This is a genomic window from Conyzicola nivalis (genome assembly GCF_040548875.1).
Lineage (GTDB): Bacteria > Actinomycetota > Actinomycetes > Actinomycetales > Microbacteriaceae > Conyzicola > Conyzicola nivalis_A.
Map to the genome: position 1 here is coordinate 14049 of NZ_JBEPSJ010000003.1, position 15138 is coordinate 29186.

Consider the following 15138-nt stretch of genomic DNA (forward strand, 5'->3'; position numbering starts at 1 on the left):
GCGGATCGTCACCGGCGCCTCGCCGTCAGCAGCCGCTGCAGCACGATGAAGACGAGCAGGAGCGAGCCGACCACGATCTTCGTCCACCAGGAGCTGAGGTTGCCCTCGAAGCTGATGATGGTCTGGATGACTCCGAGGAGGAGCACCCCGAGAACGGAGCCGAGCACGAATCCGTACCCGCCGGTGAGCAGTGTGCCGCCGATGACGACCGCGGCGATGGCGTCGAGCTCCATGCCGACCGCCGTCAGGCTGTAGCCCGACAGCGTGTAGAAGGTGAAGAGCACTCCGGCGACGCCGGAGCAGAACCCGCTGATCACGTAGACGAGCACCTTGGTGCGCGGCACGCGGAGGCCCATCAGCATCGCCGAGTTCTCGCCGCCGCCGATGGCGTAGACGGTGCGGCCGAGGCGCGTGTAGTGCAGCACGACGAACGCGACCACCACGACGATCGCGGCGACGATCACACTCGGCGAGATGGTGAAGCCGGGCAGGATCGGGATGCGGGTCTGCGCCATGGCGGTGAACCACGGGTCGGTGATCGAGATCGAGTTGAGGCTGATCACGTAGCAGAGGCCGCGGGCCAGGAACATGGCCGCGAGCGTCGCGATGAACGGCTGGATCTGGAAATAGTGGATGACTATTCCGACGAGCAGCCCGAGGGTCGACGTGGTCACGAGCACGACGAGGATCACCGCGAGAGGCGGCCACCCGTCGCGGGCGAGGGTCGCGGCGATCATCGTCGACAGCGCGACGACCGACCCGACCGACAGGTCGATGCCGCCGGTGAGGATCACGAACGTCATGCCGACGGCGAGCACGATGAGGAACGCGTTGTCGACGAACAGGTTCGCGATCACCTGGCCGGAGGCGAAGCCGCGGTAGCGGGTCGATCCGACGATGAAGACGACGACGAGCAGCACCAGCGTGACGAGCACGGGGGCGAAGCGAGAGCCGAGCAGGTCGCGGCCGCGGCGGGCGGAGGTCGAGACGATCGTGGTCATGCGAGGGCTCCCGCCTTGGTCGTTGAACGGCGTTGACGCAGCTTCTCCTGCAGCACGGGCGACTGCAGCAGACACACGGCGATCACCACGAGCGCCTTGAAGACGAGGGTGATCGACGGCGCGATGCCCACGGTGTACACGGTGGTGGTGAGGGTCTGGATGATGAAGGCGCCTATGAGGGTGCCGGTGAGCGAGTAGCGGCCGCCGGCGAGGCTGGTGCCGCCGATCACGACGGCCAGGATGGCGTCCATCTCTATGTAGAGCCCGGCGCTGTTGGCGTCGGCCGCGGTGACGTTCGACGCGATCATCAGGCCGGCGATCCCGGCGCACAGGGCGCTGAAGACGTAGACCACCCAGATGATGCCCCGCGACCGCACGCCGGCGAGCCGGGAGGCGACCGGGTTGATGCCGACCGACTCGATCAGCAGGCCGAGCGCGGTCTTGCGGGTCAGCAGTGCGGCGAGCGCGAACATCCCGCCCGCGATCACGATAGAGGCCGGAAGCCCGAACCAGTGCCCGGCGCCGATCACCTTGAACGGCGCGCTCGTGATCGTGATGATCTGACCCTCGGTGATGAGCATCGCGATGCCCCGGCCGGCGGTCATCAGGATGAGTGTGGCGATGATGGGTTGGATGCCGAACACCGCGACCAGCAGCCCGTTCCACGCGCCGAGCACCAGCGAGAAGAGCAGGGCGACGGAGACGGCGGCGAGCACGGTGCCGACGCTGCCGGGGTCGGGCGAGTCGGCGATGATCGTGCAGGCCAGCGCTCCGGAGATCGCCACGACCGCGCCGACGGAGAGGTCGATGCCGCGGGTGGCGATCACGAGGGTCATACCGAGGGCGACGAGCAGCGTCGGCGCTCCGTTGCGGAGGATGTCGATCAGGCTGCCGAAGAGGTGGCCGTTCTGCACCCGGATCGCGAAGAACCCGGGGGCCACAGCCGCGTTGAGCAGCAGCAGCGCGACGAGGGTGACGATGGGCCAGAAGAGGCGGGCCTTGGGCAGGTCGGTCAGGCGGTTCATGCTTCTGCTCCACTCGCGATGAGGCCCATGATCTCGCCCACGGTGACGTCTTCGTTGGGAAGGTCGGCGACCTTGCGCCGGTCCCGCATCACGGCGATGCGGTGGCTGAGGCGCAGAACCTCCTCGAGCTCCGCCGAGATGAACACCACCGCCATCCCCTCGTCGGCGAGGCTCGAGACCAGCTTCTGGATCTCGGCCTTCGCCCCGACGTCGATGCCGCGGGTGGGCTCGTCGAGCACGAGCAGCCGCGGTGCGACGGCGAGCCAGCGGGCGAGCAGCACCTTCTGCTGGTTGCCGCCGCTCAGGTTGCGCACGAGCGCGTCGGGGTTCGCCGGGCGGATGCCGAGGGCCGAGATGTAGCTGTTCGCGAGCTCGTCCTGCCGGCGCTTCGAGATGCGGCGGAACCAGCCGCGGTCGGCCTGCAGGGCGAGCACGATGTTGTCGCGCACGCTGAGCTCCTCGACGATGCCCTCGCGCTTGCGGTCTTCGGACGAGTAGGCGATGCGGTCGCGCAGCGCGACGCGGGGTGTGCGCAGGCGCTTCCTCGTGCCGCGCACGAAGAGCTCGCCGCTGTCGGCACGGTCGGCTCCGGTGATGAGGCGGGCGATCTCGGTGCGGCCCGAGCCGAGCAGGCCGGCGAGGCCGACGACCTCGCCCTCATGGATCACAAGGTCGGTCGGCTCGACCGAGCCCTTGCGCCCGAGTCCCACCGCCTTCAGGTACGGCACCTCCTCGGTCTCGCCCTCCACGGCGGCCGCGCGGGTCTTGTTCTCGAGACTCTCGAGAGTCGCGAGCTCTTTGCCGATCATCTTGTGCACCAGCTCGATACGCAGGATCTCCCGGGTGAGGTACTCCCCGACGAGCGCCCCGTTGCGCAGCACCGTGAGGCGGTCGGAGATCTCGTAGACCTGGTCGAGAAAATGGGAGACGAAGAGGATGGCCACGCCGTCGTCCTTGAGCCCGCGGATGACCCGGAAGAGCTCTGATACCTCGTCGGCGTCGAGGCTCGAGGTCGGTTCATCCAGAATCAGCACCTTCGCGTCGATGTCCGTCGCCCGGGCGATGGCCACGAGCTGCTGGACGGCGAGCGAGTGCGAGCTGAGCTGGGAGCCGGGGTCGATGTCGAGGTGCAGCCGGGCGAGCAGCTCGCCGGCGCGGTCGCGCATGGTGCGCCAGTCGATGGCGCCGAGTCGGCGGGGCTCTCGGCCGAGCATGATGTTCTCGGCGACCGACAGGTTGGGCAGCAGGTTCACCTCCTGGTAGACCGTGCTGATGCCGGCGGCCTGCGCCTGCGCCGGCCCGGAGATGACGAGCGGTTCTCCGCCGAGCGACATCGTGCCGCTGTCGATCGAGTAGACGCCGGTGAGCGCCTTGATGAGCGTCGACTTGCCCGCCCCGTTCTCGCCCATGAGCGAGTGGACCTCGCCGGGGAACATCCGGAAGCTGACCGAGTCGAGGGCCTTCACCCCCGGGAAGCTGATGGAGATGTCCTCCATCTCGATGATGGGCCTGCCGGTCGGCGCCGGGGCGTCCGTCGCCCGGCTGGTGCTGGGGGTGATCGTCATTCTCTCAGCTGTCCTCTTCGTTGAGTACGTGGGATGGCCGGGCCCGGCGGTGTGCCGGGCCCGACCGATCGTGGTGCCTAGTACTGGCGGTCGGGCAGAGCCTCGATCGCCTGCTCCTGCGTGAAGGTAGTCTCCTCGGTCACGATCCGCTTCTCCACCGACTCGCCCGCGGCGACCTTCTCCGCGATCTCGACGAGCTGCGGTCCGAGCAGCGGCGAGCACTCCACGATGAAGTTGATCTTGCCCTCGGAGAGCGCCGTCATGCCGTCTTTCACGGCGTCGACCGTGACGATCTTGATGTCCTCACCGGGAACGAGCCCGGCGGCCTCGATGGCCTCGATCGCTCCGAGCCCCATGTCGTCGTTGTGCGCGTAGACGAGATCGATGTCGGGGTTCGCCTGCAGGAAGGCCTCCATGACCTGCTTGCCGCCGGCACGGGTGAAGTCGCCGGTCTGGGTCGCGATGATCTCGAACTTCGGGTCGGTCACCTTGTTGCGGAAGCCCTCGGCCCGGTCGTTCGCCGGAGCGGCGCCCGTCGTGCCCTGCAGCTCGACGATGTTGACCTTGTCGGCGTCGGCGAACTCGGTGTTGACCCAGTCGCCGGCCTTCTCGCCCTCGAGGATGAAGTCGGATCCGAGGAACGACTCGTACAGCGACTCGTCTTCGGAGTCGACCGAGCGGTCGGTGAGCACGACGGGGATGCCGGCGTCTTTCGCTTCCTTCAGCACGGTGTCCCACCCCGACTCGACGACGGGCGAGAAGGCGATCACGTCGACCTGCTGCTGGATGAACGAGCGGATGGCCTTGATCTGGTTCTCCTGCTTGCCCTGGGCGTCGGAGAATTTCAGTTCGATACCGGCGTCTTCGAACGCACCCTGGATCGACTTGGTGTTCGCGGTGCGCCAGCCGCTCTCGGCGCCGACCTGCGAGAAGCCGACGATGAGGTCTTCGCTGCCGCCGGCACCGCCGCCGCCATCGTCACCTCCCGCGCATCCCGTGAGAGCTACGAGCATCGCGCCGACCGCCGCGATTCCAATGAGTTTCTTCATCGAACTAAACCTCCTTGTTCAGTGTTCCGAGCCGCGTGGTCACTGCCACACGCGGGATGCACCCGGCAAACCAGTCCGTTCTGGTTGGTTGAGATGTTAGCGTTCACAATTGGCGCTCGACAACGGCGCAGGGTAACGGTTGGGTAACGAGAAGGGGCTTCTCGCCCGTCATGGCGGGGTTCCACCACGCCGGGGTCGGGTGGGCGGATGCCTCGGCTCGGGTCATCCGCCCGTGAATGTGAGGGTTCTCAACGGGCACCCACCCGGCCGGTCCGCGCGCGGGGCCACCGAGTGCGGAAGAGTCGCGGCCCGCAACCCCCCGCCATTTCGGTAACGATTGCGTAACGTTCATGGCCGTTCGGTGGGCCATGCGGAAGCCTCGCTTGGGTAGAGGGTGTGCCCTATTCGGGGGGCCTGCCCGGAATAGGGAGACATCGTGCGAGGAAAAGCAACGCTGCTTGCCGGCCTGGTTGTCGCGGCGGTAGCAATTCCGTCGACCGCCGCTCTGGCGATCGACGACATCAATACGAACAAGCTCGAGAAGGCCGTGACGGTCAACGGCATCCTGCAACACGAGAGGGTGTTCCAACGCATCGCCAACAACAACGGCGGAACGCGCGCCTCCGGAACGCCGGGCTACGACGCCTCGGCGGCCTATGTGATGCAGAAGCTCACGGCAGCCGGCTACGAGGTGTCGACGCAGGAATTCGAGTTCCCGTTCTACCAGGAGCTCGGCGAGTCAGTGCTGACTCAGGTCTCCCCCGTCGCCGGCGACATCGAATCGGCGACGCTCGAGTACTCGGGCAGCGGCGACGTGACCGGCGTGATCGTGCCGGCCGGGGGCATCGTGATCCCCGCGACCCCGACGCCCAGTTCGGCCTCGGGCTGCGCGCCGGGCGACTTCGTGCCGGCGTCGGCGACAGACCCCCAGGTGGCGCTGATCCAGCGCGGCACGTGCGACTTCGCCGTCAAGGTGGCGAACGCCGTGGCCGCGGGCTACGACGCCGCGGTGATCTTCAACGAGGGCAACCCGGGTCGCACCGAACTGCTCACAGGGGTGACGCTGGGCGGACCGGTTGCGGTGCCGGTGGTCGGCATCAGCTACGCCGACGGAGTGGCCCTCTACGAGGCCGCACAGACCGAGCCCGTCACTGTGAGCGTGAGCACCGACACCCTGTCGGAGACCCGCACCACGGTGAACGTCCTGGCGGACTCCCCCAAGGGCGACCCGAACAGGGTCGTCGTGGTCGGGGCACACCTCGACTCCGTGCTCGAGGGACCGGGCATCAACGACAACGGCAGCGGGTCGGCGACGATCCTGGAGACCGCCATCCAGCTCGCCAAGGAGGGCAAGAAGCAGCAACAGCAGGTGCGCTTCGCCTTCTGGGGCGCCGAGGAGAACGGTCTGCTCGGGTCGGAGTACTACGTCGCGAACCTGAGCGACGACGAGCTGGCGACCATCTACGCGAACCTCAACTTCGACATGCTCGGTTCTCCGAACTACGTGCGGTTCGTCTACGACGGCGACGGATCCGACGACCCCGACGGCCTCTCGGGCCCTCCCGGATCGGCGCAGATCGAGTCGATCTTCACGAACTACTTCGCGGGCAAGGGACTCGAGACCGAGCCGACGGCCTTCGACGGACGGTCTGACTACGGACCGTTCATCGCGGCGGGCATCCCCGCCGGCGGCCTGTTCAGCGGAGCCGAGGGGATCAAGACCGAGGAGGAGGCCGCGATCTACGGCGGCACCGCGGGAGAACCGTACGACCCGTGCTACCACCAGGCCTGCGACGACATCACCAACCTCAACACCGCCGCGCTGAACGAGCTCGGCGATGCGGTGGCGCACTCCGTGGGAACCCTCGCTCGCACCAAGACCGGGTTCTTCGAGGACGGCAGCCGCATGGCCGTCGGACCCACGCTGACCGCCGAGAGCTTCGACTACGTCGGAAGCCACCTGCGGCGCTAGCAGCACGCACAGCACACGAGGCCCCGCCCGTCGTCACGACGGGCGGGGCTCCGTGTGTTTCCGGTGTTGCGGGCGCGGCGGCCTCCGTGGCTTCTGCGGGGTTCGGGGACGAATGCCGGTGGGCGCGCAGGCGCAGTCGTCCCGAGATAGCGCGGAAGCCGCGGTCGTCACCGCGGCCGGCGTTGCCTGCGGGCCGCGCCGGGCGCATCCGCTCGCTCCGGAGCCCGTGCGCCGGCTGACCCGCACCTTCCGCGCCATCGCGGTACGCGCGCTACGTCTCGAGCTGTGGCGCTCGTACCGGACTGGCGCGCACACCGCCCCGCGCGGCCTCGCGCCCTCCCCAACGCAGAAGCCCCGCCCGTCGGACGTCGACGGGCGGGGCTTCTCGTTCTGACTGGCTGCCTAGCGGCCGCCGGAGCGGCGCTTGTTGAACACGTCGAAGGCGACGGCGAGGAGCAGCACGAGACCCTTCACGGTCTGCTGCCACTCGATGCCGATGCCGAGGATCGACATACCGTTGTTCAGCACACCGATGATCAGACCACCGATGATCGCTCCGCCGATGGTGCCGACGCCGCCCTGGACCGCGGCGCCACCGATGAACGCGGCTGAGATGGCCTCGAGCTCGAAACCGTCACCCGCCTTCGGCCCGGCGAGGTTGAGTCGTGCGGTGAACACGAGGCCCGCGAGGGCCGCGAGGAAGCCCATGTTGACGAAGATGAAGAAGTCGACCTTCTTCGTCTTGACACCGGAGAGCTCCGCTGCGTGGCGGTTGCCGCCGATCGCGTAGATGTGGCGGCCGAAGACGCTGCGGTTCGTGACGATGCCGTAGACCAGCACGAGCACGGCCAGGATGATCAGCGTGACCGGGATGCCCTTGAAGCTGGCGAGCGCCCACGAGATCGCGAAGATCGCGACCGAGACGAGTGCGAGCTTGCCGACGAACCAGCCGAGCGGCTCCACTTCCTGCGCGTAGCTCTTGCGTCCGGAGCGGGTGCGCAGCTGCTGGATGACGAAGGCGATGATCGCGATGACGCCGATGCCGAGCGTGAACGGGTCGACCTCGAACTCGCCGAAAAGGTCGGTGAGGAATCCGTTGCCCAGCGCTCGGTAGCCCTCGGGGAACGAGCCGATGTTCGTGTTGCCGAGCACCACGAGCGCGAGCCCGCGGAAGATCAGCATGCCCGCGAGCGTCACGATGAACGCCGGTATGCCCACGTAGGCGATCCAGTACCCCTGCCAGGCTCCCACGGCCGCGCCGATGATCAGCGAGAGCACGATGGCGACCCACCACTCGAAGCCCGCGTCGCGGATCAGCACGCCGGAGACGGCGCCGATGAACGCGGCGACCGAGCCGACCGACAGGTCGATGTGGCCGGCGACGATCACCATCACCATTCCGATCGCGAGGATCAGGATGTACCCGTTCTGCACGATCAGGTTCGAGATGTTCTGCGGCCGCAGCAGGATGCCGTCGGTGAGGATCTGGAACAGCACGACCACGGCGATGAGCGCGAGGAAGATGCCGTTCTTGCCGAGGTCGGTGGCGATGTGGCTCAGCGACGAACCGAGCTTGCTCACCGGCCGGGTAAGCGTTGTGTTCTTGTCAGTCATTGGGATCTCTCCTTGAACAACTAGCCGCGGCTAGCTGGGCTTTTCCATGGTCATGAGCTTGATGAGGGACTCGGGGTTGGCCTCCGCGATGGGAAGCTCGCCCGTGATGGTGCCCTCGGAGAGGGCGTAGATGCGGTCGCAGATGCCGAGCAGCTCCGGCAGCTCCGAGGAGATGACGATGATGCCCTTGCCGGCCGCGGCCAGCCGGTTGATGATCGTGTAGATCTCGTACTTCGCACCCACGTCGATGCCGCGGGTGGGCTCGTCGAGGATGAGCACGTCGGGATCCGAGTAGATCCACTTGCTCAGCACGACCTTCTGCTGGTTTCCGCCCGAGAGCTTGCCGGTCTTGGCGAGCACCGTCGGCGCCTTGATGTTCATGCTGGTGCGGTATTCGTTCGCGACCTTGAACTCTTCGTTGTCGTCGACCAGGCCGCCGCGGACGAGCTTGCCGAGCGATGCCATCGAGATGTTGCGCTTGATGTCCTCGATGAGGTTCAGCCCGAAGGTCTTGCGGTCCTCCGTGGCGTAGGCGAGACCGTTCTCGATCGCCTCCGACACCGTGCGGGTCTTGATCTCCGTGCCGTTCTTGAACACCTTGCCCGAGATACGCGAGCCGTAGCTGCGCCCGAACAGGCTCATCGCGAACTCGGTGCGACCGGCGCCCATGAGCCCGGCGATACCGACGATCTCACCGCGGCGAACGTTGATGTTGACGTTGTCGACGATGACACGGGTCGGGTCCTGCGGATGATGCGCCGTCCAGTTCTCGACGCGGAGGATCTCGTCGCCGATGTGCGGCGTGTGGTCGGGATACCGGTGCTCGAGGTCGCGGCCGACCATGTCCTTGATGATGCGCTCTTCGGTCACATCCGCCTTGGCGATCGTCTCGATCGTCTTGCCGTCGCGGATGACCGTCACCGTGTCGGAGATCTTCTTGATCTCGTTCAGCTTGTGGGAAATGATGATCGACGTGATGCCCTGTTCCTTGAGGTGCATCATCAGGTCGAGCAGGTGGGCGGAGTCCTCGTCGTTCAGGGCAGCGGTGGGCTCGTCGAGGATGAGCAGCTTGACCTCCTTCGAGAGCGCCTTGGCAATCTCGACGAGCTGCTGCTTGCCCACTCCGATGTCCATGACCTTGGTCGTGGGGTTCTCGCGCAGGCCGACCCGGGCGAGCAGCTTGGCCGCCTCCTGGTTCGACTTGTTCCAGTCGATGAGGCCGAGCGGGCCCTTGACCTCGTTGTTGAGGAAGATGTTCTCGGCGATCGACAGGTAGGGGCTCAGGGCGAGCTCCTGGTGGATGATGACGATGCCCTTGGCTTCGCTGTCACGGATGTCGCGGAATTCGACTGTCTCGTTCTCGAAGACGATGTCGCCCTCGTAAGTACCGTGCGGGTATACGCCGGACAGCACCTTCATAAGCGTGGATTTTCCCGCGCCGTTCTCGCCGCAGATTGCGTGGATCTCGCCTCGAGCCACCTCGAGGGTGACGTCCTGCAGGGCTTTCACGCCGGGAAAGGTCTTGGTTATCGACCGCATTTCCAGGATATTCGTGGTCACTGTGTGTGCCGGCTTCCTTGAGCTCGTGTGAAGAAATGGGGTGCCGGTGCCGGGGAGCACGCTCCCCGGCACCGGCAGTGCTTAGATCAGCGGATTAACCGTTGACCTCGGCGTCGGTCCAGTAGCCGGAGTCGACCAGTTCCGTCTGGATGTTGTCCTTGACCACGATGACGGGCTCGAGGAGGTAGGACGGAACGTCCTTGACGTTGTTGTTGTAGGTGCTGTCGTCGTTCGTCTCGACGGTGTCGTCGTTCAGAGCCGCGATGGCCATGCCCGCCGCCTTCTTGGCCAGCTCGCGCGTGTCCTTGAAGATGGTGGCGTACTGCTCGCCCTTGTTGATGGCCTTGACCGAGTCGATCTCGGCGTCCTGGCCGGAGATCGTGGGCCAAGCGTCGCCCACGGTGTAGCCGGCGTCGGTGAGGGCGCCGATGATTCCGCGGGAGATGCCGTCGTAGGGCGAGAGAACGGCGTTGACCGCGCTGCCGTCGGAGTAGTTGGCCGTGAGGAGGTCCTCCATACGGCTCTGTGCCGTCTCACCGTCCCAGCGAAGCGTCGCCGCCTGCTCGATGGTGGTCTGGCCGCTCTTGACCACGAGCGTTCCGTCGTCGATCAGCGGCTGGAGGATGTCCATGGCGCCGTTGAAGAAGAAGAACGCGTTGTTGTCGTCGAGCGAGCCGGCGAACAGCTCGATGTTGAACGGGCCGGCGGGGGCGCCCTCGATGGGTGTTCCGTCGAGCTCGGTCAGGCCGAGGCCGTTGAGCAGCGACCAGGCCTGCTGGTTGCCGACGAGCTCGTTGTCGAAGGTGGCGTAGTAGTCGACGTCTTCGGTGTCCATGAGCAGACGGTCGTAGGCGATGACCGGGATCTCCGCGTCCTTGGCGTCAGCCAGGATGTTGGTGAGCGTGGTGCCGTCGATCGACGCGATGATCAGGGCCTCTGCACCCTTGGTGATCATGTTCTCGATCTGGCTGACCTGGGTGGGGATGTCGTCTTCTGCGTACTGCAGGTCGACCTTGTAGCCCTGGTCTTCGAGCGCCTTCTTGACGGCTGCGCCGTCGGCGATCCAGCGCTCGGAGGACTTGGTGGGCATCGCGACACCGATGAGTGCGCCGCCGCCTTCACCGGAGCCGGAGTCGCCCGAACCGGAGCAAGCCGCGAGGCTCGCAACCATGGCACCGGCGGCGATGAGCGAGAATACTGCTCTCTTTTTCACTGTGTGTTCCTTTCAATGATGGACATCTTTGTCTGGTGCAACAAACCCGATTTGTCCATGTAAACCGGGTCCCGCCGGGGCCGAAAGGGCCGTCCCTGGCAAGTCTGTTCGGCTAGATTCCCTGCGCGAGTCGGTAGTACGCGGAGTTCCACTTGACCTCGTGGGCGAACCCGCGCTTCGTGGTGTTCTCGTCGATGATCAGCAGTTCGGTACGCGCGATCTCGGCGAAGTCCTCCCACGCCTCGACGCCGATGGCGGTCGAGAGCACGGTGTGGTGGGCGGCGCCGGCGGTGAGCCACGCCGTGGCGCTGGTCGCGAGGTCGGGGGCGGGCTTCCACACGGCACGCGCCACGGGGAGGTGCGGCAGCGGCGCGGGCAGGTCGACGACCTCGACCACGTTGGCGACGAGGCGGAAGCGGTCGCGCATGTCGGAGAGGGCGACGACGACGCCGGCTCCCGCGTCGGTGTCGAAGACGAGGCGCACGGGGTCTTCGCGTCCGCCGATGCCGAGCGGGTGGATCTCGAGGCTGGGCTTCTTCGTCGTGAGCGTGGGGCAGATCTCGAGCATGTGGGCGCCGAGGATCGACTCTTCGCCGGGGACGAGGTTGTAGGTGTAGTCCTCCATGAGGGATGCGCCCCCGGGCAGCCCGGCACCCATCACCTTCGCGGCGCGGATGAGCACCGCGGTCTTCCAGTCGCCCTCGCCGCCGAAGCCGTAGCCGTCGGCCATAAGACGCTGCACGGCGAGGCCGGGCAGCTGGCGCAGTCCGCCGAGGTCTTCGAAGCTCGTGGTGAAGGCGGTGAAGCCGCCCTCCTCGAGGAAGGAGCGCAGGCCGAGCTCGATGCGGGCGCCGTAGCGCAGCGACTCGTGGCGGTCGCCGTCGGGGCGCAGCTCGGGCACGACGTCGTACGACTCGAGGTAGACGGCGATCAGAGCGTCGACGTCTGCCTCGGTCGCGGCATCCACCCGCTCCACCAGCTCGTTGACGCCCCACGTGTTGACGCTGACGCCGAAGCGGATCTCGGCCTCGGTCTTGTCGCCCTCGGTGACGGCGACGTTGCGCATGTTGTCGCCGAAGCGGGCGAGCTTCATGCCCTGGGTGGCGACCCAGCCGGATGCGGCGCGGGTCCAGGTTCCGACCTGAGCGGTGACTGCGGGGTTGGATGCGTGGCCGACGACGGTCTTGCGGGGCACGGCCATGCGGGTGGCTATGTAGCCGAACTCGCGGTCGCCGTGCGCGGCCTGGTTGAGGTTCATGAAGTCGAAGTCGATCTCGGCCCACGGCAGCTCGACGTTCGCCTGCGTGTGCAGGTGGAGGAAGGGCTTGCGCAGCGCGTCGAGTCCGTGGATCCACATCTTGGCCGGGCTGAACGTGTGCATCCACGCGATGACGCCGACGACCGAGTCATCCGTCGTCGCATCGAGCATCGCCCGACGGATCGCGTCGGAGCTCTTGAGCACCGGCTTCCAGACGATGGTGACCGGGATGTCGCTCGAGTCGTTGAGCAGGCGCACGACCTCCTGCGACTGCTCGGCGACCTGGCGCAGGGTGTCGTCGCCGTAGAGGTCCTGGCTGCCGGTGAGGAACCAGACCTCGTTCTTCTTCAGGTCGGGGACGATCGAGTTGGTCACTTGAGTGCTCCTGTGGGGTCTTGGCCGTAGACGTTCTGGTACCGGTCGTACAGCGAGTCGATCGCCGTCTGGGGAATGGGGAGTGGCGCGCCCAGCTGGCGCGAGATGTGCACGGTCTTCGCGACGTCCTCGGCCATGACGGCCGCCTTGACGGCGTCCTTGGCGTTCTTGCCGATCGTGAACACGCCGTGGTTCTGCATCAGCACGGCGCGCGAGCGGTGGCCGGTGAGCGTCTCGACGATGCCGTGGCCGATCGAGTCGTCGCCGATGATGGCGAACGGCCCCACCGGGATCTCGCCGCCGAACTCGTCGGCCATCGCGGTGATGACGCACGGGATGGCCTCGCCGCGGGCGGCCCAGGCGGTGGCGTAGGTGGAGTGCGTGTGCACGACCCCGCCGACCTCGGGCATGTTGCGGTAGACGTAGGCGTGCGCGGCGGTGTCGCTCGACGGGCTGCGCTCCCAGCCGGGGGTGCCCTCGATGACGTTGCCGTCGAGGTCGCAGAGGATCTGGTTCTCGGGGCTGAGGTCGTCGTAGGAGACGCCGGACGGCTTGATCACGAACAGGTCGGCGCCGGGCACGCGGCCGGAGACGTTGCCGCCGGTCCAGACGACGAGCTCGTAGCGCACCAGCTCGGCGTGCAGCCGGGCGACGTCGTCGCGGGTGCGCGCGATGGCGACCTGGATCTCGGGGGTGAAGGCGGTCATCGGGTGGTTCCTAACAACGAGATGGATTCGACGGCGGCCTGCTCGGCGGCGAGGCCGTCGCGGTAGCGGTCGAGGTAGGTGGCGAAGCCCGCGACGTCGGCGGCCTCCGGGGCGACGGTGGTGAAGCTCGCCTCGTCGAAGACGCGGTCGCGGAGGTAGCCGTCGAGGGTGCGTCCTTCGCCGGATGCGACGTAGGACGCGAGCACGGCCATGCCCCACGCGCCGCCCTCCGAGGCGGTCTCGGCGACGGACACGGGTGCGCCGAGTGCGCCGGCGAGGAACCGCTGCGCGACGCCCGCGGTGCGGAACATGCCGCCGTGGGCGAACATCCGGTCGAGCTCGACCTTCTCGCCGTCGAGCACGCGCATGCCGAGCGCGAGGGTGCCGAAGACGCCGTAGAGCTGGGCGCGCATGAAGTTGGCGAGCGTGAGCCGGCTGTCGGGCGTGCGCACGACGAGCGGGCGGCCCTCGGCGAGGCCGGCGATGGGCTCTCCGGCGAGGTGGTTGTAGGCGAGCACTCCGCCGGCGTCGGCCTCGCCCTCGAGAGCCTCGCGGAACAGGGTCTCGAACACGGTGTCGGAGGAGACGGGGCTGCCGGCGGCGGTGGAGAACCGGCCGAACATGCCCGCCCAGGCGGCGAGCTCGCTCGCGCCGTTGTTGCAGTGCACCATGGCGACGGGGTCGCCGGCCGGGGTGGTGACGAGGTCGATCTCGTGGTGCAGGTTCGCAAGCGGGCGCTCGAGCACGACCATCGCGAAGATGCTGGTGCCCGCGCTCACGTTGCCGGTGCGCGGGGCGACCGACTGCGTGGCGACCATGCCGGTTCCGGCGTCGCCCTCGGGCGGTGCCGTCACCGCGCCGGGCTTGAGAGCGCCGGTCGGGTCGAGGAGGGCCGCGCCCTGCTCCGTGAGCTCGCCCGCGGGCTGGCCGGCGACGAGCACCTCGGGGAGCAGGGCTTCGAGGTCGAGTGCGGGCACGAGCGCCGCGTACTTCGCCATCAGCTCGGCGTCGTAGGTGCGCGTCTGTGCGTCGATGGGGAACATGCCCGACGCGTCGCCGACCCCGAGCACCTTGCGGCCGGTGAGCTGCCAGTGCACGTAGCCGGCGAGGGTCGTGACGAAGTCGAGGTCTGCGACGTGCGGCTCGGCGTCGACCACGGCCTGGTGGAGGTGGGCGATCGACCAGCGCAGCGGGATGTTCACGCCGAAGAGCTCGGTCAGCTCGTCTGCCGCGACGCCAGTGGTCGTGTTGCGCCAGGTGCGGAACGGCACCAGCTGCTCGTCGGCGGCGCCGAACGCGAGGTAGCCGTGCATCATCGCCGAGACGCCGATCGCGCCGAAGGTCTCGGGGCGCACGCCGTAGCGGCGCTCGATGTCGGCGACCAGGTCGGCGTACGCCGCCTGCACCCCCGACCACACGTCGGCGAGCGAGTAGGTCCACACGCGGTCGACGAACGAGTTCTCCCACTCGTCGCTGCCGACGGCGAGCACGACCGACGCGTCGTCTCCGATCAGGCAGGCCTTGATGCGGGTCGATCCGAGCTCGATACCGAGCGAGGTGCGCCCGCCGAGGATAGCGCTGCGGACGTCGTCGAGCGGTACGTCGACGGTGTTCTTCTCGTCGCCTGCTGGCTCGGTGGCTGCGCTCACTCTGCGGACCTCATTGTCGGGTAGCTCGTGTCTCGGCGTTTAGGGCAAACACCGGATGTGACCGTTCACATCAATTCCGCAATGTTACATGCGAAACGGTCACACGTGTCAAGTCTCGAAGGTCACGGCTGGGTAACCCCGTGGCGGGGG

11 protein-coding genes are annotated in these 15138 nt (G+C 67.3%); 1 reads left to right on the forward strand and 10 read right to left on the reverse strand.

Translation table 11 applies throughout. The features are described 5' to 3' along the window. Positions 1–8: 8 nt before the first annotated feature. From yjfF to ABIE21_RS12575, 4 genes are all read right to left on the reverse strand, one after another. Complete coding sequence (gene yjfF, locus ABIE21_RS12560; protein WP_354025180.1) at positions 9–1001, reverse strand: galactofuranose ABC transporter, permease protein YjfF; 993 nt, start codon at positions 999–1001, stop codon at positions 9–11. After that, on the reverse strand, positions 998–2026 hold the full coding sequence (locus tag ABIE21_RS12565) for an ABC transporter permease (protein ID WP_354025181.1): 1029 nt from the start codon (positions 2024–2026) through the stop codon (positions 998–1000). The genes yjfF and ABIE21_RS12565 overlap by 4 nt, the downstream gene beginning before the upstream one ends. Continuing rightward, positions 2023–3591, reverse strand: coding sequence for a sugar ABC transporter ATP-binding protein (locus ABIE21_RS12570; protein ID WP_354025182.1), 1569 nt, complete (start codon positions 3589–3591; stop codon positions 2023–2025). The genes ABIE21_RS12565 and ABIE21_RS12570 overlap by 4 nt, the downstream gene beginning before the upstream one ends. Positions 3592–3668: 77 nt before the next feature. Further along, positions 3669–4640 carry an ABC transporter substrate-binding protein gene (locus tag ABIE21_RS12575; RefSeq protein WP_354025183.1) on the reverse strand — a complete coding sequence of 324 codons (972 nt, stop codon included), beginning with the start codon at positions 4638–4640 and terminating at the stop codon, positions 3669–3671. Positions 4641–5076: 436 nt separating this feature from the next. Here ABIE21_RS12575 and ABIE21_RS12580 point away from each other — a divergent pair, with 436 nt between their 5' ends. Then, positions 5077–6612, forward strand: coding sequence for a M28 family metallopeptidase (locus ABIE21_RS12580; RefSeq protein WP_354025184.1), 1536 nt, complete (start codon positions 5077–5079; stop codon positions 6610–6612). 402 nt (positions 6613–7014) lie between these two features. On the opposite strand, the gene mmsB is transcribed toward ABIE21_RS12580, so the two are convergent. The 6 genes from mmsB to ABIE21_RS12610 form a co-directional block, all read right to left on the reverse strand. Continuing rightward, the gene (gene mmsB / locus ABIE21_RS12585) at positions 7015–8193 is read right to left on the reverse strand and encodes a multiple monosaccharide ABC transporter permease (RefSeq protein ID WP_436232346.1); all 1179 of its coding nucleotides are present in this window, start codon (positions 8191–8193) and stop codon (positions 7015–7017) included. A gap of 63 nt (positions 8194–8256) precedes the next feature. Further along, a complete protein-coding gene (gene mmsA, locus ABIE21_RS12590) occupies positions 8257–9786 on the reverse strand; it encodes a multiple monosaccharide ABC transporter ATP-binding protein (protein ID WP_354025186.1) in 1530 nt (509 codons plus the stop codon). 94 nt (positions 9787–9880) lie between these two features. Further along, complete coding sequence (chvE, locus tag ABIE21_RS12595; RefSeq protein ID WP_436232347.1) at positions 9881–10957, reverse strand: multiple monosaccharide ABC transporter substrate-binding protein; 1077 nt, start codon at positions 10955–10957, stop codon at positions 9881–9883. Positions 10958–11111: 154 nt separating this feature from the next. Further along, complete coding sequence (gene araA, locus ABIE21_RS12600; protein ID WP_354025532.1) at positions 11112–12620, reverse strand: L-arabinose isomerase; 1509 nt, start codon at positions 12618–12620, stop codon at positions 11112–11114. Positions 12621–12628: 8 nt separating this feature from the next. Then, positions 12629–13339 carry an L-ribulose-5-phosphate 4-epimerase gene (locus ABIE21_RS12605; RefSeq protein WP_354025188.1) on the reverse strand — a complete coding sequence of 237 codons (711 nt, stop codon included), beginning with the start codon at positions 13337–13339 and terminating at the stop codon, positions 12629–12631. Further along, positions 13336–14913, reverse strand: a complete 1578-nt coding sequence (locus ABIE21_RS12610) for a xylulokinase (RefSeq protein ID WP_354025533.1) — start codon at positions 14911–14913, stop codon at positions 13336–13338. The genes ABIE21_RS12605 and ABIE21_RS12610 overlap by 4 nt, the downstream gene beginning before the upstream one ends. Positions 14914–15138 lie beyond the last annotated feature (225 nt).